This window comes from Paenibacillus sp. FJAT-27812 (assembly GCF_001273905.1).
Classification (GTDB): Bacteria; Bacillota; Bacilli; order Paenibacillales; family Paenibacillaceae; genus Pristimantibacillus.
This window is the reverse complement of the sequence record NZ_LIGH01000001.1, coordinates 7046950-7070508: the sequence shown is the minus strand read 5'-3', so window position 1 is coordinate 7070508 and position 23559 is coordinate 7046950. Positions and strand designations below refer to the sequence as shown.

Sequence of the window (23559 nt, the reverse complement as noted above, 5' to 3'; positions counted from 1 at the left end):
AGGAGAATGATAATGCATAACCATACGGAAGAACAGATCATTCAATATATTACCGATAAAATGTCCGATCGCCCTAAAATCATCCAAATGTTCAAAAGCTGCTATCAGAATACGCTGGAAACAACCATTCACAGGCATGAAGATGATGGAACGGTATTCATGCTGACCGGAGATATTCCAGCCATGTGGCTGAGAGATTCCGTGAATCAGCTCAGGCCTTATTTAATGCTGGCGGCACAGGATGCCGACCTTAAGAAAATAATTGAAGGGGTTTTAAAAACCCAATATCAATCCATTTTAAGAGATCCGTATGCCAATGCGTTTAATGAGTTTGATAATGGCAAAGGGCACCAAAATGATAAGACTGAGATGTCGGGATGGATCTGGGAAAGAAAATATGAAATAGATTCCTTGTGTTATCCTATTCAATTAGCTTATTTATATTGGAAAAACACAGGTGAAACGGGACACTTTACTCCCGATTTTGAAAAAGCGGTGCGGTTAGTTTTGAAAGTTTGGCGGACCGAGCAATACCATATGGAGCAATCGAATTACACCTTTGAACGAGAAAATTGTCCTGCCACAGATACTTTGGAAAGAAGCGGCAAAGGCAGCGAAGTAGCATATACAGGGATGACATGGTCAGGGTTCCGGCCAAGTGATGATGCCTGCAAGTATGGTTATTTGGTGCCTTCGAATATGTTCGCCGTGGTCGTGTTGAAGTACTTGGAGGAAATAAATGATTTGTTCATTCACGATCAGAGCCTGGGTCAGGAGATTGTGTCCATTCGGAATGATATCGAGCAAGGCATTGAGCAATTCGCAGTCCTAAATGATGAACAATTCGGCCCGGTTTATGCCTACGAGGTCGATGGTTTAGGGCAGGTCAACATCATGGACGATGCGAATGTACCGAGCTTGCTCTCCCTTCCCTATCTGGATTACTGCAAAAAAGATGATCCTGTTTATCTAAATACAAGAAGGATGATTCTAAGCCAAAGAAACCCTTATTACTATGAAGGCAAGTATGCCAAGGGGATCGGAAGTCCGCACACACCGGAGCATTACATTTGGCATATCGCTTTGTCCATTCAAGGAATGACCGCTATCGATGAATCGGAGCAGAACGAAATACTGGACATGTTTGAACGAACAGACGCTGGAACCCATTTGGTCCATGAAGGATTTCACAAGGACAATCCCGATGCATTTACGAGAGAATGGTTTTCTTGGTCAAATGCCATGTTTGTTGAGTTTATATTAAGCGTATGCGGGCTGGAAATCAGAAAATCATAATTAAATAGTATATTGACATACTAATCTAATTAATATTATATATTGACATTAGGTTAGTATGAATATTATAGTATTTATGAAAGCGCTTTATATCATATATGCCCGCTGCGGTTATGCGGAGCCGAAATGGAGGCAATATTACGATTATGGCACTGAAAAAAACGAAACCATCTACGTTATTAGTGTTATGTTTGGCATTTTCACTCATTTTCGCTTCAATGTCTGCTATTGGAAATACAAAAGCATATGCATTTACTTCATCCGATGCAGACACCGCTATGGAGGCATTTAACGCAAAGTTTTGGGATAGCAACGCAAAATATTTTTGGACGAATTCCAACCATGGTGACAGCTACCAGGGCTTCTGGGTGGAAGCGGAGCTTTGGGAGATGGTAATGGATGCGTATGTCCATACTTCTAATCCTGCATTGAAAGCTAAGCTTAGGACGCAGATTGACGATATATTCGATGGCACAGTAGTTAAGTATGGAGATGATTGGACAAACAATCATTTTAATGATGACATCATGTGGTGGGCGATGGCGTCCGCAAGGGCTTACGAAATAACGAAGGATCCGAAATATTTGGATAAGGCCAAGTATTATTTTGACTTTGTATACGATACGCAATGGGATGACAACTTTGCAAACGGCGGCATCTGGTGGATGAATAGCGAGCATAACACAAAAAATTCATGCATTAATTTCCCAGCGGCCCAAGCAGCTGTTTTCATGTATAACATTACTCAGGATGATCATTATCTAGATGCAGCTAACCGTATATACAAATGGGGCAAGACCATGCTTACGGACGGCAATGGCAAAGTATTTGACCGCATTGAGCTTGAAAGAGGCGCTGTTCCTGATGCAACTCATTACAACCAGGGCACATTCATTGGCGCGGCAGTAGGATTGTATCAAATAACGGGAAGCACCGTATATTTGGATGATGCAGTGAAAGCTGCTAACTTTACCAAAGATCATTTAGTGGACGCAAACCAGTTGTTGAACTATGAAGGACCGAATGGGGACTTAAAGGGCGGTAAAACGATATTAATTCGCAATTTGGCCTATCTTCAAGCTGCTTTAAAGGAGAGAAGCGAAAGTGCATACAAGCAGGTTAGGAGCGAATTGAAATATTGGCTTGCGTTGAATGCGCAAATGGCATGGAACAATCGAAATGCTGACAATATTATTGATGGTAACTGGGCAGGGCAGCTGCTTGCCGGAACTTATGAATCTTGGTCATCATCCAGTGCGGTTGAAGCGCTGATTGTTCTAGAATCACAGGATGTGGCTTTACAATATGCGGTTAAAGACCCTTACAAAAAAATAGAAGCGGAAAAGTATAATATCGGTACTGGATTTGTTATGGAGGACAGCAAGGAAGGATCCATGCAGCTGGGAGGAATTCAGCCCGGAATGTATGCCGCATATAAAAATGTGGATTTTGGATCTACCGGTGCAACTGGATTTATTGCAAGAGCGGCAAGCGGAACAGGCGGGGGAAATATCGAAGTAAGGCTTGATTCCCTGAATGGACCTAAAGTCGGCACTTTAAACGTACAAGGAACTGGCGAATGGAATAATTATTCGGATGCCGTTACTGTTCTTAAGGATGATCAAGGAAATCCAAGTGCTATAACAGGAACACATGATGTATATCTGGTCTTCACCAAAACGAATGATCAATATTTGTTTAACTTGAACTGGTTTAAATTCACCGCGACCGATCCAACGAGAACAGATGCATACACAAGGCTTAAGGCTGGAAATTTCGACAGCAGCTCCGGTCTAAGTAAAAATGCGGACGGAGGATTTTTAGAAGGCATTCATAACAACGCTTATGCCTCTTATACAGGAATCGACTTTGGAACAGGCGCCGCTGGCATTACCGTTCATGTATCAAGCGGCAATCAAGGCGGCACGATTGAAGTTAAGCTGGACAGCCTGGACGGCCCAACCGTAGGTGAAATCGGGATTCCGGCATTAGGAGATTGGGATAACTGGGTGGACATCATGTCTAATATTGACGATACCAAAGCGGTAGGTATTCATGATCTATATCTCGTGTTCCATGGGACAGATGGAAGCGACTTCCCTAGTAATTTGGATTGGTTCTCCTTTTCAACGGTGAAAGGGCAAGCTAAGGACGCATATGGCAAGCTGGAGGCTGAAAAATATACGAGCGGCGTAGGATTCGGTACAGAAAATGGCGGAGGCCAAACCTACCTAGCTGGAATATATGGCCCTAATCAACCCTATGCCATGTATAATTACATTGATTTTGGAAGCACAAGCCCGTCTAAGTTTACCGTTAATGCAGCAACCGACACAGGCGGAGGAACGATAGAAGTAAGAGTGGACAGCATGAATGGCCCTGTTATAGCTACAAGTACGGTTTCAGGAACAGGCGGTTGGCAGAACTTCAAGGTGGTCTCTGCGGATATTACAGCTCCTGTAACGGGGAAACATATTGTTTTCCTATTATTTAAAGGAGATGACTGGTTATACAACCTTGATAAATTCACTTTCGGCGATCCTGCCGTATTTACAGAACCAACTCCCCCTATTGAACCTGTGGAGGACCATATTGCTCCGGGAGAAGTGGAAAATGTTCAGATCATTCGTGGCGATGACCAGATGAAATTGTATTGGGATGGTCCATATGATATCGATGGTCAAAAGGTGAAAATCTCTTTATTAAACAAAGGACAACAGGCTGGAGCGGCAATAGAGGTTAATAGAGGGATACAAACGGCAGTTATATCTGGAATTGAAAAGGGCGAAAGCTACACAATCTTGATAAAGACTGTAGATAAGTCAGGAAATGAATCACAGGGAATCAGGATAAATGAAAAGGATGTGCTTTCATTTTCACTTTCTGCAAACGAAAAGGTGTTAAAAGAGGGCGAATCTTTTGAAGATTATAAGGCTTTAACCTTCAAAATAGGAGGCAGCATATCCGTTATCAAATCAGCAATCATTACAATTGATGGAAAACCATACACGATTAATGCGCAGACAAAGGACAAAATAGCCATCGATATGGCCGGAAATTTAGGAAATAAGACGGCTGCAGTTGCAATAGAGGATTACTCAGGCAACAAGCTTCAGCAAACATTTAAATTTAATGTAGCAACGAGTATAAATTCCATGCAAAAATTAATAACTCGTTTCAAGGACTCAGGCGATATAAGTGGAGCGATGGTCCCGCAGCTTACGAATGCACTTGCGCAGGCTCAGCATCAACTGGATAAAGGGAAACAGAAAAATGCGATTAAACATATGCAGGATTTTATAAAGCACTTAAATAAAAAAGCTTTAAATCATAACGTTAAAGAACATGCCAAAGCGATTCTGATTTCGGATGCTCAAGCACTAATCGCGCTCTGGGACAATATCCGTTCAAATTAGATTAAGTCTAATGAAAGAACCTCACTGTTTTCATACACAGTGAGGTTCTTCTTTGTAATTGACAACAGCGGTAATCATTTCGTATACTCTTTTTATTTCGACTGTACAGTATAAATAAAATAAGGAAAAAGGTGAACTCTTTTGCCCAAGCTAGGAATGGAACCGAAGCGCCGAGCCGATGTCATTAACGCCACGTTAACTTGCATAAGCATTCACGGGATAGATGGCATGACACTCGATAAGGTTGCAGAGTATGCCGACTGTTCAAAGGGCGTTGTCACTTATTATTTTAAGAATAAGGATAATTTGACGATTGAAGCGTTCAAGTCGTTTATGGCCTATTATGGCCTTAAGATAGAATCTGAAATTGAACATACAATGAATGCCGTGGAAATGATGGACGTTACTTTGAATCATATACTACCGACATATAGCGACGACTCGGGAAAGCGGATTAATGTTTCGCAGCTTGATGGAATCGATAAGATGTTTATCCCGCATGAAGACCAAGCAAAGCTATTCCTGCAGTTTTTCTCAAAAGCCGTGTTGGATCGCAATTTGCAGGAAGTTGTATCCAAGAGCTATTTGGCTGATCTCCAGGGCATAGCCAAGATTTTTGATTACGGCAAAATGACAGGGCATATGCGTGTAGAAGATTCACAAAGCGCGGCATATGGTCTGTTAGCGATGGTGATAGGTCTAAGCTTCTTTAGAGTAGCGAACATACCGCCAATAAATGGCGAGGATAACCGCTATATTTGTGATGATTATGTGAGAAGGTTTACTGATGGACGCTGACAATAAGCAAAGCGCATGCTGACGAAGCCGGATTTTGATCGAAAGGATAGTGCTTGTCTCATGTCCAAAACATAGAGGAGGATATTTATGAATATTAAGAGTATTGAAGCTGGCGGGGCAAATATTGCGGTCGTGAGCAGCGGCGAGGTTTTAATAGAAGATGTGCAGTCAGCATTGGATTTTATGGCAACCGTGCATTATGAAGCAGGCACAGATCGTATTGTGATAAACAAATCGCTGCTAAGCGAGAGCTTTTTTGATTTGAAAACACGTCTTGCAGGCGATATTTTGCAGAAGTTTACCAATTATCACGTGAAGATCGCCATTGTTGGAGATTTTTCGATGTATTCCAGCAAAAGCTTGCGTGATTTCATCTATGAATGTAATAACGGAACCGATTTCTTTTTCCTGCCGACCGAACGACAAGCGATTGAAAAGTTAAGCATGTTGAAGTAGAAGACAGAACGGGAGGAAGCTAGGTGCCAAACGTGCAGCATATTCATGCTGAGTATCCCATGATCAAGATTTGTGCAGGTGAAATTGAATTAAGGGACGATCGGAAAAAGACGACATGGAAGGTCCATTTGGATTCTTTTTTGCTTGCTCCGGTTCCAGTTACGAAAGCGTTATATTTCTCGATATTGGAAAAGACGGTTGAGCCTAATGAACATCCTCAGACTCCGGCTGTGGATGTCTCATGGCATGATGCGATCTCCTTTTGTAATACGCTATCTCAGCGTGCAGGTCTAGCGGAATGTTACTCCATAAGCGATGATGGCGAGAAGGTTATCTGTATCGTAGGGGCAAATGGCTATCGACTTCCTACGGAAGCGGAATGGCAGTATGCGTGTAAAGCAGGAACGAATGCTTATCAATACGGCGAGCTTGATGCAATAGCTTGGTATCAGGGAAACTCAGGAGGCTTGATCCATGAGGTAGGTAAAAAGCTGCCGAATGCGTGGGGGCTTTATGATATGCTGGGAAATGTGTGGGAATGGTGCTGGGATTTATACGATGTGAAAGTATACGATTCCTATAGAATTTTCCGCGGCGGCAGCTGGGCGGAAGAGGCAAGAGGCTGCGGAGCAACGTGCCGCCGCCGCAGTCACCCGACGTTTCGCATTGATGATCTTGGCTTTCGCCTTGCCAGATCGCTGTCATTATAGCCATTCAAAAATGAATAAATTTGCTAGAGTATGGTGATTGCTAGTCAGACGGACACATGCCTATAATAGATGTAAGCAATTGTGGTAATCCATAATAGATTTGCAGAAGGCGGGGACTATGAAAATGAACAATGAGACAACAAATGAAGAAGCAAACAGCAAGGAAGCTGTCATGTCCGAGGAGCAATGGACGGAGCTTCTAAAGGCTGTTCATCATAACGGTCTCGTAGCTTTAAAAATGCACTTTAACGATGTTGAAGGACAAGCGCTGAATTTGGACCCTTATGGCCCGGTTTTTATATTCCATGTGAAGGATGAACAGGATAGCGTATATTCATGCGGCTTTTTTCTGCGCGAGTTGGTCGCCAGATTCCAATCGGGCAATGATCCTGCACTCTGGATGTCTTCCTTCTTCGTCGATCTTATGGAGGTAGAGGGTGGAAAAGTACTTCCGCAACCGGCTACCAACGAAGATGAAGCTAAAGCGATCATTGACAAAATACTCGTTCCGCAGTGTATAAAAGCAGTAACGGAAGAGTTTGCACCAGAGCAGGTACATGCGGGACTTGCTTGGAACGAAGAACATGGCCCGGTTTTTGAAGCTGGATTTCCAACGATTACAGATGGAAATAATGTATGCGCGATCCCTTTGCACCTATTGTTGACCTATTTGCAGTTGAACCGCGACCCTGGAGAGCTGCTCATTCAAGGATTGTATGACATCCGAAGCGAACATGGCTTGGAATAACAGGCACGGTCAATTTTAACTAGTAAAACGGAAACAGCCACGTCCTCGGGACGTGGCTGTTTCCGTTTCCGTTTCAAATACAGCACTAGTGATTCAAAGCATGCTCTCTTTGCTTGTTATAAACAACGAAAGCAGCGAAGAGCAGCAGAATGATTCCTGTGAACATAAATCCTTCAACGATCGTAAAATTCAGCCAGCCCAGCACGGAAGATCCGGCAACAACGCCTAGCGAGAAGAAGGCGTAGAAGTAACCATAAGCTTTGCCGCGCAGCGCAGGCGGCGTGGATTTGATGAGCATCGTATTAATAGAAGGGAACAAAAAAGCAAAACCTACGCCATATAGTCCTAACACGAAGTAAAGAGCCAATGTCGTCGTTGATTGGCTGATCAGCAGCTGGCTTATTCCCATTAAACCAATGCCTAAAGCCAGCGTTTTGGACGGTTTGATCCGATCGAAAATTCGATTAGTGGGAAGTACGAACAGGAGTACGGCAATGATCCCAAAGGTGCTCATTAAGGTGCCGCTTAATCTCGAATCATAACCGAGCGTTTGAACATGCAAAGGAAGCAAATAAGCGATAACGCCTTGTGAGAACATTAAGAAAAAAGCGCCGGCGTAAGCTTTTAAAACACCGCCATTGAAGAGCGAGCCTGCTGGTTGAACGCCGGCATCGTCCTTTTCTTTTTTCGATATTTTATATTTGCCAAGAAAAATAGCGGACAGGATGGCAAGTGCAAAACCCATTATTGCAACGCATGTAAAAACGAATGGAACGGAGGTTTTGCTGGCCATAATTCCGCTGAAGGCCGGTCCGATAATGGCGGCTAGTCCTACAAATGTACCGGTGAAAGCGACTTTTTTGCCTTGCTGTTCATTTATCGTCGTATTCGCAGAAAAGGTAAAAGCAGCTGGAACAATCAAGCCGGCCACAAAACCATGGATGATTCGAACAGCGATCAAAAATAAAGGCTGATCGACGAAATGATAAAGCAGCAGGGCGCCGCTTGATAAGAGCAATCCGGCCATCAGTATTTTGAAAGGACCGATCTTGTCCGTCAGAATGCCGGATAAAATATTGCCAACCGTATTGGCTAACGAGTATAGCCCAATGACAAAACCTACAATAAACGAGCTGGCACCGACGGAAGCCGCAAATGTACTCATGACGGGCAGCTGCGAGAATAAATCAAAAAAGGAAAAAAACACGATGCTGTACACAAGCAGGGCATAGTTAAAAGGCCGAATAGGATATTGGACTTGCGCCTTCTTCAGCTTCCAGTCCAGCAAAAAGTTGCCAAACGGTATAAAAGCCGCGATTACCGCCGCAGCAGGCCAAAGAAGATTCCACTTTACCCGAATGGCCGCATAAAGAATGGTTAGCGCATATGCACTGAAAATCCCGCCGTGGATGCTGCCTACAATCGTTACGGCTTTGTCTATTCCCCAAATATATTTCAAGGGCATAGCGATACCTAGCAATACTAATAATGAAATACCATCTAAAAGACCAGTAATACGTAAAATGTAAATGGGATGTGCCTTCACTTATTATGCTCCTAAATTGTATTTTGATTGGATTGCTCTATTCTAACATGTTATGAGGCGAGTAAAGAAGGTCAGAATGGAACAAGGTTTGAACATTTCGCTCGAATCCTTCCAGCATGCACCATAAACGTATAAGAAAGCGGCAGAGATGCCGTTTTTTTTATTTTCAATGGCCAAGGTCAAAATATTACTCCTTCGATGTCATAATCGATCCTTTGAAAACACGGCAATTCCATTATGATTATGCCAACATAACAGATTGCTGAGGTGATTCGAGGTGGATGCTACAAGATCTGCTGGATTGGATGAACGGCTGAAAAGTCCAAAAAAGTTTTGGACACCGGGTCGAAAGGAAGCGCTGGTTGGCTGGCTGTTCCTCTTGCCCGAAATCGTGGGCATGCTGCTGCTCAACGTGTTTGCGCTTGTATTTTCATTGTATTTGAGTTTCTCCTCCTGGGATTTACTATCAGGACTATCCGGCATTAAATTTATCGGCATAGACAACTACGTCAAGCTGTTCCAAGACATTACGATAGGCAAGGCGCTCATGAACAACCTGCTGTTCACCGTGCTGACGGTTCCCCTTTCCATAGGGATAGCGCTGGTGCTCGCCGTGCTCATTCATTCCAAGGTGTATGGCAAGGATTATTTCAAAGTCGTCTTTTTTCTGCCGTACATTTCATCTATCATTGCCATTGCGGCGGTTTGGAGCGCCCTTCTGCATCCGTCGCTGGGGCCGATTAACCAGTTCTTGATGGATATAGGCATCAACAATCCGCCGAAGTGGCTCGTCGATCCGAAGACATCGTTAGTATCAATCGCCATTATCAGCACTTGGGCAGGCATAGGCTATACGATCATTATTTACTTGGCAGGACTGACGAATATCTCCGCCGACTTATATGAAGCTGCAGATATTGACGGGGCATCCTCGTTGCAGAAGTTTTTCAAAATAACGGTACCGCTGCTGCGTCCTACGACCTTCTTCTTGTTCATAACGATGCTGATCGGCTCATTCAAAGTATTCGATCTTATTGCCTTCCTGACGGAAGGAGGCCCGCATAATTCATCGACCGTTGTCGTATTCCGAATCTATGAAGAGGGCTTCCGAAATTACAACATGGGCTATGCTTCCGCCATTTCCTGGCTGCTGTTCGCCATTATTGGCTTGATCACGGCAGCAACATGGAAAATGCGAAAAGAAGACACGGCCTAACTAAGGGGAGGGAATAAGATGCTCGTTCTGAAAAAAAACGTATCGAAGATTATTGTAACCATCCTAATGGGAGCTCTTTCTATTTTCTTCCTCGTGCCGTTCATCTGGATGCTGTCATCCGCTTTCAAATTTGAGAAAGACGTGATGCGCTTCCCGATTCAATGGATACCGGAATCGATCAATGTAGTGTACAATTTCAAAACGGTGTGGATGGGGAATGTGCCATTCTACCAATTCTACTTCAACTCGATTAAAATTGCATTGACCGTAACGCTGATTACACTCGTATTCTCATCCATGGCTGCGTATGCTTTCACGAAGCTGCGCTTCAAGGGGAGAGACATGGTTTTCCTGATGCTAATCTCTTATATGATCATACCCGCCCAAGCGACATTGATTCCGCGGTTTATGCTTATTCGCTGGATGGGGCTATATGATACGCATGCGGCGCTTATTCTTATGGACATGTTTTCCATCTATTTCACGTTCCTGCTAAGGCAGTTCATGATTAGCGTTAACAATGATTTTATTGAAGCGGCGAAAATTGACGGTGCGGGCTATTTCCGAATCTTCTGGTCGATTATGCTTCCACTCTGTAAGCCGGTGCTTGCGACGGTCGCGATCATCAAGTTCATCTGGACTTGGAATGATTACCAGAATCCGCTTATTTTCCTGCTCGACAAGGATCTGTATACCATTCCGCTGGGCATGGCGCTATTCCGGGACGATTACACGAACAATTACGCCATTATGATGATGGCTTCGCTATCCGCGATCATACCGCTGCTCATCGTATTTATTATTTTGCAGAAGCAGGTCATTAACGGGATCGCATTAGGCGGCGTGAAAGGTTAAGCGAAAAAGTCAAATATTTTCTCCAACCACCTAAAAATTGTACACGCCGGCATCTGCGCTAAAACCTATAATTCATTTTAAGGACAGCAGTTATTACAAATGTCTACAAGGGGGAATAGCAAGTGAAGAAGAGAAGCGCCATGTTACTACTGAGCATCATGCTGGCGATCGTTACCGTATTGAGCGCCTGCGGCAATTCCGATTCCGGCAAATCGAACAAAGGTGGTTCCGCATCGCCAAATGCATCATCAGACAAGAAAGCTCCATCCGATGAGAAGGTTACGATCAAATATTACAACTGGGATAATGAATCGACATCGCCGAATACAAGGGCGCTGCTTGATCAGTTTGAGAAAGAGAATCCGAACATCAAGGTTGAGCATATCGTTCTTGTTCCCGGCAACTCGGTAGAGATGCTGAAGAAGCTGGACTTCCTCATTTCCTCCGGGGAAGCGATCGACGTAATCGGCGTCCCTAGTCTTGATGCTGTTATAGAGAGAGCCTCAAGAGGGGCGCTAGCTCCGCTGAACGATTATTATAAAGCGGAAGGACTTGTCCCTGAAGACGAATATTTCGTGAATCCGAAAATCGACGACAATTACTATGGCATGCAGAACACGACCAGCTATCAATTCATTTTGATGAACAAAAATGCGCTGGATGAGGCTGGCCTGCCGGTTCCAACTTACGGATGGACGTGGGATGATTTCCGTGAATATGCGAAAAAGCTTAACAAGGGAGAAGGCGTGGACAAGCGTTACGGCAGCTACTTCCACACATGGGAGCTGTACATGAATCCGCCTGCGCAGACCGTTGTAAGAAATCCTTTCCGATACGAGGACGGCACGACGAATTATTCCGATCCAACGTACAAATATTTTTTCCAGCTTCGCAAAGACATGGAAGCGGTCGACAAGTCGGCGAAGCCATATGCTGACGTGCTTGCAGCTAAGCTGAACTATCGTACGGAGTTTTTCAACGAAGATGCGGCAATGATTTTGTCAGGCAGCTGGATGGTTCCTGATCCAGGAAACCTGGAGCAATATCCGCATGACTTTGTGACGGCATTCGCGCCGGTTCCTCTGCCGCCGGCTTCTGCAGAGCCCAAGGATTACGAGGGCGGCAAATATTTCGTGGGCGGCTCCCACTTGGCAATTGGAGCTACATCCAAAAACAAAGAAGCTTCCTTCAAGCTCATGCGTTTCTTGACGACGGTGGAATCCGAGTTTAAAACGGAATTCTCCGGCTGGAAAAAATCCGATCCGAAACCGCTGATTGATCGCTTGATCGGAGGCAATGCGAAGATGTACGATGTGGATTCGCTCAAAAACTCGTTGTTCAGCGATAAGATTGAATATTTGGAGGCCTCTCAGGTCGTAACGACTTTCGGCTCCCAGCTCGCGAAAGTACAAGCGGACTCATTCAGTAAATTTATGCTTGGAAATGAATCCATCGATGATATTCAGAAGCAAATGGTTGACGAAGCAACGAAGATCATTAAAGAGAATACGAAGTAAGAGGAACGAGAGAAAAGTGTTCAGGAGGGGTGTTTCTGCCCATCCGGAACGCTTTTTTTTTATTTTTGATAGGCGGCTTCGGAAGGAGAAGGTCAAAATATTACCCTTCAAGTCAAAAATCGTACTAACGGTAAAGGAGCTAGGTCCTTATAATGGGAGATATAGCGAGCGATAAGTGGAAATGAAATATAACCATAGACGGTGATCATCATGAAGAAGCTGCTTCGCAGCACTTATTATCGAAAGATTCAGCTTTCGTTTATTATTCTTATTTTGCTTCCTATTGTTACCGTATCCATTATTTCTTACCTGCTGAATAGAAATGCCAGCATGGAGAACATCGAGCTGACGAATAAGAGCATTTTGCAGCTTATGGAGAAGGACATTGAGGGGACGATTAGCGATTTGGCTTACGCTTCCCTTATTTTTGTTGAAAATGATCTATTAAAGCCCTATTACAAGCATTACGCGGAGCTAAGCCATATTAACAACTATGAGGATTATAAGGTTTACAACGGGATAGAAAGCCTCCTCAAGTTGGTATCCTTTAAGGCTTCTCCTAATCATATCCATCTATTTATCGCCAATGAGCAAGGAATGATCATCGCGACGCCGGGCTTTTTTGACCAAGGGAAGGACATTGGGCAGCTCAAAGAGCACTGGAGACAAATACGCTCCAATGAGAACCTGACAAATTCCGGGCATTTTCAGTGGCTTGGCGCGGTTTCGTCGGATAGGTATCCTGAAAAATTCTTTTATGGGACAAGGGCGATTCGCGAGTCGGGCACCGGACGTACGCTGGCTGTTCTCAACATCGGCATTTCGGAAAATTATTTCAGCGAGCTGTTTAAACCGTTTCCCAACGGGAAATTTGGCCTTTTTAACAGTGACGGTGAGCTGTTCGCGGGGTCGGAGGAAGTGAAGCTTCAGCCAGCGGCCGATGCCGCGACATCGATTCGGAGCAAAGCCTCCATTCCGATCGTGGATTGGGATCTTGTTTTCGAGACGCCTAAGCAGGACGTAGTCGGTCAGCTTACGAGAACGTTTTATATTAGCGGAATGATTATTGGGATCTCGATGCTGCTGTTTTTATTGTTATCCATGGTACTGGCAAGAAGACTGCATAAACCGATTCATAAGCTGCAGCGGATTGCCTTTCAGTTCGGAAGCGGCAATCGCTCGATGCGCTTTCTTGTTTCCGGCGATGACGAGATCAATGATCTGGGACGGACGCTCAACCAGATGCTGGACCAGATCGAAGAGCTGATCGCCAATATTAACCGGGAGCAGGACGAGAAGCGAAGAATGGAACTTCATACGCTGGCAAACCAGATTAGGCCCCATTTTTTGCTCAATACGCTCAACGCGATCAAGATCAGCCTCATTATGCAGTCGGATTCCCTCCATAGCGAGAAAATCAATTCGCTCATCACGCTGCTGCGGAATTACTTGAGGATGGATGAGCCTTCTACCCTGCGGGAGGAATGCGAGGTGCTCCGGCACTACGTCAGCCTTATGGAGATGAGGAGCGATATGAGCATCGGTCTCAATATGGATTATTCAGAGGATGCAGGCAGCGTCCTTATTCCGAAGCTCCTGCTGCAGCCGCTGGTCGAGAACGCGATCGTACACGGCTTTGTCGAGCGGGACAACCATTCAGCAATTGCGCTGGATGCCCAGATCCTCAGTCAGCACCTGATCATCGCCATCACGGATAACGGCGCGGGAATGACGGAGGAGTCGCTCGCCATGATGAACGACAGACTGCATGAGGAAACCATCGAGGAGAGCGAGGGCTTCGATCAAATCGGACTGCGCAATATTTTGAAACGAACGAGACTTATATACGGCCCTGAAGCGGCTATGTGGCTCGTCTCGAACAAGGATGCAGGCATTACCGTCTATCTTAGCTTTCCTATCTTAGAATCGGATAAGCTGCCGGAGGTCGAGAACGATGTATAAGGTCTTGATAATTGATGATGACGCGCTCATGCTCAAATATTTGCGTCAGCTTATTGATTGGAACGCTTTAGGCTTCAGTTCGCTGCTGGAATCGTACTCCAGCGTTAAAGCACTAGAGCTGTTCAAGCAAGAAAAGCCAGATATCGTGGTGACGGATATCGGTCTTCCGCAAATGAACGGCCTTCAGCTCGCGGATCAATTCAAAAGGCTGAAGCCGGATGTGAGAATCGTATTCTTGACCTGCTACGAGGAGTTCGAATTCGTGAAGCAGGCGCTTCATATGAATGCGGACGATTATTTGATCAAGGACAAGCTGGTGGCCGCGCAGCTTGAGCAAACGTTGAACAAGTCCATTGCGGCGATGAAGCAGCAAGCGGTTTCGGAAGCTACGGAATCGTACCAGGAGGATTTCATTCGCAACCTGGATGTACTTAAGAGCGCTTTCTTCGAGCATCTGGCAAGCGGAGTAAGCAATGAAGAAGCTATGGTGAGGTACGCACGCAGGCTCGGCATTAAGTGGACCTATTCCTCTTTCAAGCTTGCGCTTGGATTTATTCCTTATTCTAGTCTGCGGATGCGTTACGCTCATAAGGACATTGAGCTGCTTCGGTATTCCGTATACAACATGGCTTCCGAGATTTCCAGCCGCTATGAAGGAATCAGTACATTCAAATACAAGGGTTATTTAATGGTGCTGCTCAATTATCGAAGCAGCGTTACGACGACGCCGCAAAGCTATTTGCAGAGTTACTTGATCGACGTGCAGCGGCATGTGGAACAATTTTTGAAGGTAGACCTCCATTTCATTAACTGCACGGCAGAGCTGGCTCTTAAAGACATACCGGATATGTATAAAAAGATAAATAGCAATAGGCACCAGGTTTTCTATGAAGGAGCGAGCCTGATCGAATGGCGTCCAGACCGTAACCGCCTCGTATTTTATCCTGCCAATAATAGCTTTGAAACGTTTAAAAAGTCATTGGATAGAGCTGTGCAGGATGGCGATGTAGTCGCCGTGCAAGAACGGCTTGCAGCTATGAAGGCGGAAGCTTCGGATAAGCGGTTTCAGCCGCTGGATTGGATACAAGCATGTACCGAATTGGTGCGTTCCTTAGAGATGAAGCTGAATATACGGACAAAGGACGATGCTTTCTATCAAGCGCTGGAGTCCGTCATGAACGGCGATGATCTGATTAGTTTGATGGGCGGGAAGCTTGACGAGCTTATTGCGGGAGACAAAATACCGCTGCAATCGCCCTTGCAGGAGCTGAAGCTTCAAGCAATCGATCGCTATATTGTCGACAACCTTTCGGAGAATATCAGCTCCATCGATATGGCACAGTTTTTAGAGTTGAATCCGAGCTACTTCTCGCGATTTTTCAAAAGACTCACGGGGATCAACTTCACGGATTATGCCCACCGCTATAAGGTTGGGATCGCGGAGCAGCTCCTAAAAAACTCGGACGAGAGCGTCGAGATCGTGGCTGCCAAGCTGGGTTATTATGAGCGAAGCTATTTCTCGAAGGTATTCAAGAAATATACGGGACTTACTCCGACAGAGCTGCGGGGAAAATCGGAGTAGGGGACGAGCTTTGTTAATGAGGAAGCACAGAAGGACTAGAAACAATGCCAAAAAAACCATGCTTGCCATAAGGATTGGACGACATATAATACGGGGAGTGAATGACATGCTGCAAGAGGCACTTAGGGATGCTGTGGCAAAAACGAAACAAAATATCGCGAGGTTCAATGGGAGATTTCCGCATGTCAGCGAGAATGGCGTCTATCACCTCAATGATAATACGGATTGGACGAATGGCTTCTGGACCGGCATGTTATGGCTATGCTACGAGAATACAAAGGATGGGGAGTTCCGGGATGCGGCGGTTGCCAATGTGGAGAGTTTTCGCCAGCGGCTGGAAGCACATACGGTATTGGACCATCATGACATCGGCTTTCTCTACTCTCTCTCCGCCAAGGCTCAGTGGATGATCGAGAAGGATGAGACGGCTAAGAAGCTAGCGCTTGCTTCCGCTGATGTGCTTATGAAACGCTGGAGACCGAATGCCGGCATCCTTCAGGCTTGGGGGCCGGAAGGAGACGAGAAGAACGGCGGCCGAATTATTATCGACTGCCTAATGAATTTGCCCCTTCTGTTCTGGGCGGCCCGGCACACGGGAGATCAACGCTACGCTGAAGTGGCTGTGCAGCAAGCTGATATGAGCAGACGTTATCTCGTGCGCGGCGACGACTCCTCTTACCATACGTTCTACTTCGATCAGAGCAACGGAGTGGCCATTCGCGGCGGGACGGAGCAGGGGTATGCCGATAGCTCAACGTGGACGAGAGGACAAGCATGGGGAATCTACGGATTCGCGCTTGCTTACCACTACACGGGCAATCCGCTCTATCAGGAAACCTCGCTTCGTATGTCGCGTCACTTTCTGGAAAGATTACCGGGTGATGGCGTTGTTTACTGGGACTTCTCTGCTCCAATTCATGCAGAGACAAAGAGAGATAGCTCCGCGTCTGCTATCACGGTATGCGGCATCCATCAATTGCTGCTGTCCTTGCCAGCGGATCACCCCGACAGGGCGTTTTTGGAGAATGGCATGAAGCGATCAATGGATGGCTTGATCCATCACTATGCCACGATCGGCAAGCCGGATGCGGAGGGGCTTCTGGAGAGGGGATCATACAGCGTACGCGGCGGAGCTTCACCGGATGATTATATGATTTGGGGCGATTACTATTATATCGAGGCGCTTATGCGGATTTTGCATGGTCATAAAGGCTACTGGTATGAATAGAGTTTGTAAACATGCAGTTGATGGTTAATAGAGTCTCTGAAACGGTTTGAGATTCAAGGAGGGGATATCCATTCTTCACACGAAATTGCCGGCGTCCGTTCATGGAGGTTTCCGGATGGATGGCTACTGGGTATGGTGCGGGTCGGTCGCAAAAGGCGAGGATGGGCGATTTCATATGTTTGCGTCTCGCTGGCCTAAATCATTGCCCATGCATCCGGGCTGGATCGTAGCTTCAGAAATCGTTAGAGCCGTTTCAGATACGCCTGAGGGTCCATATGATTTCCAAGAGGTTGTATTCCCTGCAAGAGGCGCGGAATACTGGGATGGCCGCAGCACGCACAACCCGCATATTGTGAAACACGAACGGTAATTTCGAACGGCCATCTTTACTGTTCCAGGACGGCAGGCCGACTCATTTATTTGGAGCCGTATCGGATGGGAAAACGGGTTTTGGCGATGCACGGCATACATGGAACATGGTGATTCCACTCGGTAATTAAATGAAAGAAACGACAGCTGCTTGGCAGGGGCTCCCTCGTTACGGTGCTGAACGAGTAAAAATGCACGGTGACGTGATAGCTGATCTGGACTGCCGAGCCGCTGCCGGCTGAAAATAGAGCTAAAAACCCGAACGGGGTTAGGGATTTAATTTGAAACAGCCTTCCTTTCACCCTTACTGCTTTGCTCCTGATTCGTCAATAATTGTTCCGCATAATCCGGGTCCTCTAAGAGAGGGCGGCCGATCGCGATGCCGTCGGCTAATTGATCCTCGAGGATGCGGTTGGCGAGGTTTCGGGTATAAATTTTGCCGACTGCAATGATTGGAATGCTGAAATGTTGTTTAAGCGCTGCCGCATGTGGCAGTTGATAAGCGGTGTATACGTCGCTTGGCTGCACGGGAAGATTCCCGCCTGTTGTGACGTGGATAGCATCGAGTTCAGACTCGAGCGGCAGCAGCATGCGCGCCAATTCTTCAGGCGTTAGTCCTCCATCGGAATAATCAGTCGCAGATACCCGTACGATAACCGGATAATTTCTTCCGACTTCTGCCCTAATCGCGAGAAGAACTTCTTTCAAGAACCTGGCTCTGTTATCGGAAGCGCCGCCATAGGCATCCGACCGTCTATTGGATAGCGGCGATAAAAATTGATGAATTAAAAAACCATGCGCCGCATGAATTTCTATGCCATCAAACCCGGCTGCTATGCTCCTTTTTGCCGCAAGACGATATTCCTTCATAATTCCTTCAATGCCAGCAATAGACAGAGACTCGGGAGTGCCGTAATGATCGTCGAACGCAATTGCGCTCGGCGCGACTAAACGATTTGTTACTTCGGGAGAAGATTTCCGTCCCCCATGCGACAACTGGATAAAGACAGGCGTTTCGTGCGCGTGGATGGCGTCTGTAATTTTTTTTAAGGGCTCCACGTGGCGATCCGTAAATATTCCGATATCATTTGCCCACAGCCGTCCATTAGAAGAGATAGCGGTAGATTCCAAAATAACGAGGCCCACATGCTTTGCCCTTCGGCCGTAATGTTTAATGTGATGATCCGTGGCAAAAGCCTCGGAAGTTCCCTTGTACTGCTGCATTGGCGCCATAATTAGCCGGTTTTTTAAAGTTAACCCGCCCATAGCGAGGGGATCGTTTAAGGTCCATGTCATCTTATATTCTCCTTTGCGATTGAATAGTGATATTTTATGATGGATAACATATAAATTACATAGTATTCTTAAGGAAGATTGCATCTGATAACTAAATTATTTAGTTATTTTAAGTCTATAACCTTTAATATTGAGGCGGCGATGATTATGGATCAAATTGATTCCAAAATCTTATCTTTGTTGCATGAAAATGCCCGAATGCCTATTTCTGAGATGAGCAGAATGATCGCGATGTCGCAGCCTGCGGTAACGGAAAGATTGCGAAAGCTGGAAGAGCAAGGCATTATAACTGCCTATCGCGCGCAGTTTTCCCCTTCAAAATTAGGCAAGCATACTACCGCATTTGTACTGTTTAAAACAAATAGCTGCCAGGATTTTGTTGCTTTCAGCGAAACGGCTCCTGAGATTGTTGATCTTTACAGAATTAGCGGAGAATATAATTTTTTATTGAAGGTGTTAACCGAAACGACGGAATCATTGGCGAACTTTCTTGACGGCTGCAGCGCCTACGGATTTTCTACGACCTTGATTGTTCTCTCGACGGCATTTGAGGATAAAAGCCTTGCAGCAACCGCGACCAAGGTGTAATTGCGCAATGATGGAATCAAACAAATCAACCACGCCCAATGGACGTGGTTGATTTGTTTGACATGGTACGGAGTCGAACAGGGTGCCGGTTTTTTATTTTTAACTGAATTAAATAAATATGTAAATTACAAGCTATCCATTGTTATCAGCAAGTAATGACCAGGAGCTTATAGTATAATAAATCTACTAAACAGCTATGAAAATTAACAAGGCTTATCATCATGATCATCCGGCATGTAAGTGACATAGTGAGAGGAGATTGTATGCCGCAAATTAAGAGAGTTCTCAGAAGCAAATGGTTATTATGGACGACCGGCATTTTTTTAATTATGATAATCGCATTCTCCACGGTTTCCTTTCTGCTGGTGAACTCGGTTTCTGCTACTTTTAAGACGGGCAGCGTGGAAGAGAAATATGCGTCACGAGGACAATATGAAGTAGCAGTGAAGGAAATCTCGGACGAGAAAGGAAAAAAACGGTACAAAGTCTACTCTCCAGTATCGCAAGAGTCGATGCATCCGTTAATTGCTTGGGGCAATGGGACGGGCGCTCTGCCTGAGCAATACGACGAGCTATTTCGCCATTTGGCGGGCTGGGGATTTGTAGTTATCGATACGTATAGCACGACAACTGGTACGGGGAAAGAAATTGTTGCGGCCATTGATTATATGCTGGCTCAAAACGATACGTCCGGCAGCCCGTTCCATCAACGCATTCAAACTGATCAAATAGGCGCTGCGGGCCATTCTCAAGGCTCCACCGGCGTAATTAACGCCCATACTAATTTTGAACGCGGCGCTGCTATCAAGACGGTTGTCTCGATCGCGCTCCCGGCGCTTAAATATTGCGATCCAGAGGATGTGTATGACACTTCAGCTTTGAAGGTTCCTTTTTTTGTGATGAGTGGAACCCGTGATTTTATCATATCTCCTTCAGCCTCGAACAAGCTGGCGATCAGCAGCTCAAATCCGGATATTCCGGCGATGATGGCGATGGCCAAAGGGGCAGCGCATACGGCGATCGAACAGGATGGCGGCAAGCATAGAGGGTATCTGACAGCTTGGATGAGATATCAGTTAATGGGCGATTCGGAAGCGATGTCCGCCTTTAAGGGCGAGGACGCGGAAATTTTGACGAACGATAACTGGAAAGATATCTTCTCAGCAAACATGCAGCAACAATAGCCGGCGTATAACGAAACGGTTCGATTGACGGCTTGAAGACGCGGTCCTTATAATTGAGCTATGATTATGCCAATATTATCAACTAAACTATACATCCCCCCGAACCGGCCGGAAATGGTCCTTCGTTCTCGGCTGATTGATCGCTTGAATGAAGGCAAACAACGCAAACTGACATTGATCTCTGCCTCGCCTGGCTTTGGCAAAACGACATTGGTCAGCGAATGGCTTGCCGGATGCGGTAGGCCTGCCGCATGGCTGTCGCTGGACGAAGGCGATAACGATGCTGCACGTTTTCTGACGTATCTCTTCGCTGCCCTGCAGAATATCGGAGCGAATGTTGGAGAAGGCGTGTTTGGACTGCTCCAATCTCCGCAGCCGCCGTCAATCGAATCGATTTTGACATTGCTGCTGAATGAAATGACTACGATTCCAAGCCCTTCTATCCTCGTTCTTGACGATTATCACGTGATTGACGCCACACCGGTTCAAGAGGCTGTCTCCTTTCTGGTTGAGCGGCTGCCTGTACAGATGCATTTGGTCATGATTACTCGGAAGGACCCGCACTTACCGCTTGCAAGGCTGCGCGCTCGAGGACAGCTAAACGAACTGCGCGTTGCTGATTTGCGTTTTACCTCTATTGAAGCTGCTGGATTTCTAAATGAGGCGATGGGGCTAAGTCTCTCTCCAGAGGACATCTCGCGCCTTGAGACCCGCACCGAAGGCTGGATTGCCGGCTTGCAATTAGCCGCTATCTCCATGCAGGGACATAACGATACAAAGGGCTTTATCGATTCTTTTACCGGCAGCCACCGCCACGTCATGGATTATCTAATGGAAGAAGTGCTGCGCCAGCAGCCTGAAAGCATCCAGCTTTTTTTGCTGCGCACCTCTGTTCTCGACCGGATGAGCGGTTCTCTTTGCGATGCCGTTACGAGAAGAAGTGCTCAGCATAGCAGGATGAAGGGGACGTTGGCTGCTTCAAGCTCGCTTCCTCCCGCTTTCACCACTGCTTCAGGGCAAGAAGTTTTGGAATATCTCGAGCAATCCAATCTATTCCTTGTTCCGCTCGATAACGAACGGCGATGGTATCGCTATCACCATCTCTTTGCAGATTTGCTGCGGCAGCGGCTGCATCAGCACAGCGCTGCATCCGCTGGTGATGAAGGCTGGGACGTCGGCGAATTGCACATGCATGCGAGCGTATGGTACGAAAAAAACGGGCTGGAGATAGAAGCCTTTCAGCATGCCGTGACGGCTAATGATGTTCCGCGCGCTGTTCGTCTGATGGAAGGAGGGGGCATGCCCCTGCACTTTCGCGGCGGGGTAACGCCTGTAATGAGCTGGCTGGAATCACTGCCAGCCGCGACATTGAATGCTAATCCTTCCTTGTTGGTGATGCATGCTTCCGCTTTGTTGTTTGTCAGCCAAACAACCGGCGTCGAACAGAAGCTGCAAGCAGCAGAAGCAGCTCTGCAGGATGCCGTCTTAGACGACAATAACAAAAATCTGATTGGCCATATAGCTTCTGTTAGGGCAACGATAGCCGTAAGTCAGCATCAGGCAGATACGATTATTGCCGAGTCGAAGCGCGCCTTAGCGTTTTTGCATCCTAACAACTTGCCTGTCCGCTCGGCTGCAGCGTGGACGCTTGGCTACGCCTACCAGCTGAAAGGAGAACGTGCTGCAGCCAAAAAAGCATATAGCGATGCTTTAGCGGTCAGCCAGACGATTGGGCATTACATCATCCGCATTATGGCGACGCTTGGCCTTGGCAACTTGCAGGAGTCGGAAAATCAGCTTGATCAGGCGTTCCAAACATATCGGCAGGTGCTGGAGCTTGCAGGTGATCCGCCAATGCCGGTATTTTGCGAGGCGTATCTTGGCCTAGCCCGTATTTGCTGCGAATGGAATGATTTGGAGGCTGCTGAGCAGCATTTGCAACAAAGCATGCGATTAGCGAGGCAAATTGAACATACGGATAGACTCGTTACTTGTGAGATATTTCAGTCTAAGCTAATGCTGGCTAAGGGAGATCTTGCCCGGGCTTTCTCGATTCTAATAAAGGCGGGCCAGTTCGTTCGCCGGCATAGCTTCGTGTACCGGATGCCTGATATTTCTGACGCCCAAGTGCTTGTTTCGCTACGAATGGGCAATATGGCTGCTGCTGCTGAGTGGGTAGAGGCGTATGGCCTTCCATTCAGTCCAGTCAGCGCTGCCCGTGTGCATTTGGCACAGGGAAACACAGCCGCAGCTTTGGCGCTGCTGGAGCCTTGGCGCCAGCAAGTGGAGGCAAAGGGCTGGGAGGACGAACGGCTTAAGACGATGGTGTTGCAAACGGTCGCTTTATTCGCGCATGGCGAGAAGAACGAAGCATTACGGCTGCTGGGAGAGACGCTCAAGCTGGCTGAGCCCGGAGGGTTCGTCCGTCTATTTGTCGACGAAGGATTACCGATGGCGAGGCTTATATCAGAAGCATCTGCCCATGGAATAATGCGGGATTATACGGCTAAGCTGCTGGCTGTATTTGAAGCGGAACAGACGCACCATGGACTTCAGTCGGAGCCGCTCCGAGCTCAGCCTCTTATTGAGCCGCTCAGCGCTCGCGAGTTAAACGTACTGCGGCTTATAGCCGAGGGGCTTTCGAATCTGGAGATTAGCGAGCGCCTTTTTCTCGCCCTAAGTACGGTTAAAGGGCATAACCGGATTATTTTTGACAAATTACAGGTGCAGAGACGAACCGAAGCAGTGGCGCGTGCACGCGAGCTCGGCTTGTTGTAATCCATAACATAAAC

General features: G+C 46.5%; 18 protein-coding genes. 16 read left to right on the top strand and 2 right to left on the bottom strand.

All coding sequences use genetic code 11. From position 1 onward, the window contains the following. Nucleotides 1–6 precede the first annotated feature (6 nt). The 6 genes from ADU23_RS30465 to ADU23_RS30440 all read left to right on the top strand — a co-directional run bounded on the left by ADU23_RS30465 (nt 7) and on the right by ADU23_RS30440 (nt 7424). Nucleotides 7–1296 (top strand): glycoside hydrolase family 125 protein, encoded by a 1290-nt coding sequence (locus ADU23_RS30465; protein ID WP_082311254.1) that lies wholly within the window; start codon nt 7–9, stop codon nt 1294–1296. 98 nt (nt 1297–1394) lie between these two features. Continuing rightward, entirely contained in the window at nt 1395–4712 is a 3318-nt protein-coding gene (locus ADU23_RS30460) for a carbohydrate-binding protein (RefSeq protein ID WP_331459302.1), read from the top strand. 141 nt (nt 4713–4853) lie between these two features. After that, complete coding sequence (locus tag ADU23_RS30455) at nt 4854–5510, top strand: TetR/AcrR family transcriptional regulator (protein ID WP_053377195.1); 657 nt, start codon at nt 4854–4856, stop codon at nt 5508–5510. An 87-nt stretch (nt 5511–5597) separates the two neighbouring features. Beyond that, a complete protein-coding gene (locus ADU23_RS30450) occupies nt 5598–5966 on the top strand; it encodes a DUF4180 domain-containing protein (protein ID WP_053377194.1) in 369 nt (122 codons plus the stop codon). Nucleotides 5967–6025: 59 nt separating this feature from the next. Beyond that, nucleotides 6026–6676 carry a formylglycine-generating enzyme family protein gene (locus tag ADU23_RS30445; protein WP_053377917.1) on the top strand — a complete coding sequence of 217 codons (651 nt, stop codon included), beginning with the start codon at nt 6026–6028 and terminating at the stop codon, nt 6674–6676. Nucleotides 6677–6794: 118 nt separating this feature from the next. Then, nucleotides 6795–7424 carry a hypothetical protein gene (locus ADU23_RS30440; protein WP_231637561.1) on the top strand — a complete coding sequence of 210 codons (630 nt, stop codon included), beginning with the start codon at nt 6795–6797 and terminating at the stop codon, nt 7422–7424. A gap of 85 nt (nt 7425–7509) precedes the next feature. Here ADU23_RS30440 and ADU23_RS30435 read toward each other — a convergent pair whose 3' ends face one another. Then, nucleotides 7510–8970: an MFS transporter gene (locus ADU23_RS30435; protein WP_053377193.1), complete on the bottom strand. Its 1461-nt coding sequence runs from the start codon at nt 8968–8970 to the stop codon at nt 7510–7512. A 277-nt stretch (nt 8971–9247) separates the two neighbouring features. Between ADU23_RS30435 and ADU23_RS30430 the strand changes: the two genes are divergently transcribed. The 7 genes from ADU23_RS30430 (at nt 9248) to ADU23_RS30400 (ending at nt 17700) form a co-directional block, all read left to right on the top strand. After that, complete coding sequence (locus tag ADU23_RS30430) at nt 9248–10186, top strand: carbohydrate ABC transporter permease (protein ID WP_053377192.1); 939 nt, start codon at nt 9248–9250, stop codon at nt 10184–10186. 18 nt (nt 10187–10204) lie between these two features. Beyond that, nucleotides 10205–11041 (top strand): carbohydrate ABC transporter permease, encoded by an 837-nt coding sequence (locus ADU23_RS30425; protein ID WP_053377191.1) that lies wholly within the window; start codon nt 10205–10207, stop codon nt 11039–11041. A gap of 122 nt (nt 11042–11163) precedes the next feature. Then, a complete protein-coding gene (locus ADU23_RS30420) occupies nt 11164–12558 on the top strand; it encodes an ABC transporter substrate-binding protein (protein WP_053377190.1) in 1395 nt (464 codons plus the stop codon). Between the two features lie 210 nt (nt 12559–12768). Beyond that, nucleotides 12769–14520, top strand: a complete 1752-nt coding sequence (locus ADU23_RS30415; RefSeq protein WP_053377189.1) for a cache domain-containing sensor histidine kinase — start codon at nt 12769–12771, stop codon at nt 14518–14520. Beyond that, nucleotides 14513–16102 carry a response regulator transcription factor gene (locus ADU23_RS30410; RefSeq protein ID WP_053377188.1) on the top strand — a complete coding sequence of 530 codons (1590 nt, stop codon included), beginning with the start codon at nt 14513–14515 and terminating at the stop codon, nt 16100–16102. The genes ADU23_RS30415 and ADU23_RS30410 overlap by 8 nt, the downstream gene beginning before the upstream one ends. Before the next feature lie 106 nt (nt 16103–16208). Further along, nucleotides 16209–17330, top strand: coding sequence for a glycoside hydrolase family 88 protein (locus tag ADU23_RS30405; protein ID WP_053377187.1), 1122 nt, complete (start codon nt 16209–16211; stop codon nt 17328–17330). Between the two features lie 115 nt (nt 17331–17445). Further along, the gene (locus ADU23_RS30400; RefSeq protein WP_053377186.1) at nt 17446–17700 is read left to right on the top strand and encodes a hypothetical protein; all 255 of its coding nucleotides are present in this window, start codon (nt 17446–17448) and stop codon (nt 17698–17700) included. Between the two features lie 275 nt (nt 17701–17975). Here the strand turns inward: ADU23_RS30400 and ADU23_RS30395 are convergent, their stop codons facing one another. Further along, the gene (locus ADU23_RS30395; RefSeq protein ID WP_053377185.1) at nt 17976–18995 is read right to left on the bottom strand and encodes an oxidoreductase; all 1020 of its coding nucleotides are present in this window, start codon (nt 18993–18995) and stop codon (nt 17976–17978) included. 147 nt (nt 18996–19142) lie between these two features. Here ADU23_RS30395 and ADU23_RS30390 point away from each other — a divergent pair, with 147 nt between their 5' ends. The 3 genes from ADU23_RS30390 to ADU23_RS30380 all read left to right on the top strand — a co-directional run bounded on the left by ADU23_RS30390 (nt 19143) and on the right by ADU23_RS30380 (nt 23545). Next, a complete protein-coding gene (locus tag ADU23_RS30390; protein WP_053377184.1) occupies nt 19143–19583 on the top strand; it encodes an Lrp/AsnC family transcriptional regulator in 441 nt (146 codons plus the stop codon). A gap of 263 nt (nt 19584–19846) precedes the next feature. Further along, nucleotides 19847–20767 carry a poly(ethylene terephthalate) hydrolase family protein gene (locus tag ADU23_RS30385; RefSeq protein ID WP_053377183.1) on the top strand — a complete coding sequence of 307 codons (921 nt, stop codon included), beginning with the start codon at nt 19847–19849 and terminating at the stop codon, nt 20765–20767. A 114-nt stretch (nt 20768–20881) separates the two neighbouring features. Further along, nucleotides 20882–23545 (top strand): LuxR C-terminal-related transcriptional regulator, encoded by a 2664-nt coding sequence (locus ADU23_RS30380; protein WP_331459301.1) that lies wholly within the window; start codon nt 20882–20884, stop codon nt 23543–23545. Nucleotides 23546–23559 lie beyond the last annotated feature (14 nt).

What these genes read in the sequence shown, in the direction of transcription:
- ADU23_RS30465 (WP_082311254.1), top strand. Translation starts at nt 7, where the DNA reads ATGATAATGCATAACCATACGGAAGAACAGATCATTCAATATATTACC.
- ADU23_RS30460 (WP_331459302.1), top strand. Translation starts at nt 1,395, where the DNA reads ATGCCCGCTGCGGTTATGCGGAGCCGAAATGGAGGCAATATTACGATT.
- ADU23_RS30450 (WP_053377194.1), top strand. Translation starts at nt 5,598, where the DNA reads ATGAATATTAAGAGTATTGAAGCTGGCGGGGCAAATATTGCGGTCGTG.
- ADU23_RS30445 (WP_053377917.1), top strand. Translation starts at nt 6,026, where the DNA reads ATGATCAAGATTTGTGCAGGTGAAATTGAATTAAGGGACGATCGGAAA.
- ADU23_RS30440 (WP_231637561.1), top strand. Translation starts at nt 6,795, where the DNA reads ATGAAAATGAACAATGAGACAACAAATGAAGAAGCAAACAGCAAGGAA.
- ADU23_RS30425 (WP_053377191.1), top strand. Translation starts at nt 10,205, where the DNA reads ATGCTCGTTCTGAAAAAAAACGTATCGAAGATTATTGTAACCATCCTA.
- ADU23_RS30415 (WP_053377189.1), top strand. Translation starts at nt 12,769, where the DNA reads ATGAAGAAGCTGCTTCGCAGCACTTATTATCGAAAGATTCAGCTTTCG.
- ADU23_RS30410 (WP_053377188.1), top strand. Translation starts at nt 14,513, where the DNA reads ATGTATAAGGTCTTGATAATTGATGATGACGCGCTCATGCTCAAATAT.
- ADU23_RS30405 (WP_053377187.1), top strand. Translation starts at nt 16,209, where the DNA reads ATGCTGCAAGAGGCACTTAGGGATGCTGTGGCAAAAACGAAACAAAAT.
- ADU23_RS30400 (WP_053377186.1), top strand. Translation starts at nt 17,446, where the DNA reads ATGGATGGCTACTGGGTATGGTGCGGGTCGGTCGCAAAAGGCGAGGAT.
- ADU23_RS30395 (WP_053377185.1), bottom strand. Translation starts at nt 18,995, where the DNA reads ATGACATGGACCTTAAACGATCCCCTCGCTATGGGCGGGTTAACTTTA.
- ADU23_RS30390 (WP_053377184.1), top strand. Translation starts at nt 19,143, where the DNA reads ATGGATCAAATTGATTCCAAAATCTTATCTTTGTTGCATGAAAATGCC.
- ADU23_RS30385 (WP_053377183.1), top strand. Translation starts at nt 19,847, where the DNA reads ATGCCGCAAATTAAGAGAGTTCTCAGAAGCAAATGGTTATTATGGACG.
- ADU23_RS30380 (WP_331459301.1), top strand. Translation starts at nt 20,882, where the DNA reads ATGGTCCTTCGTTCTCGGCTGATTGATCGCTTGAATGAAGGCAAACAA.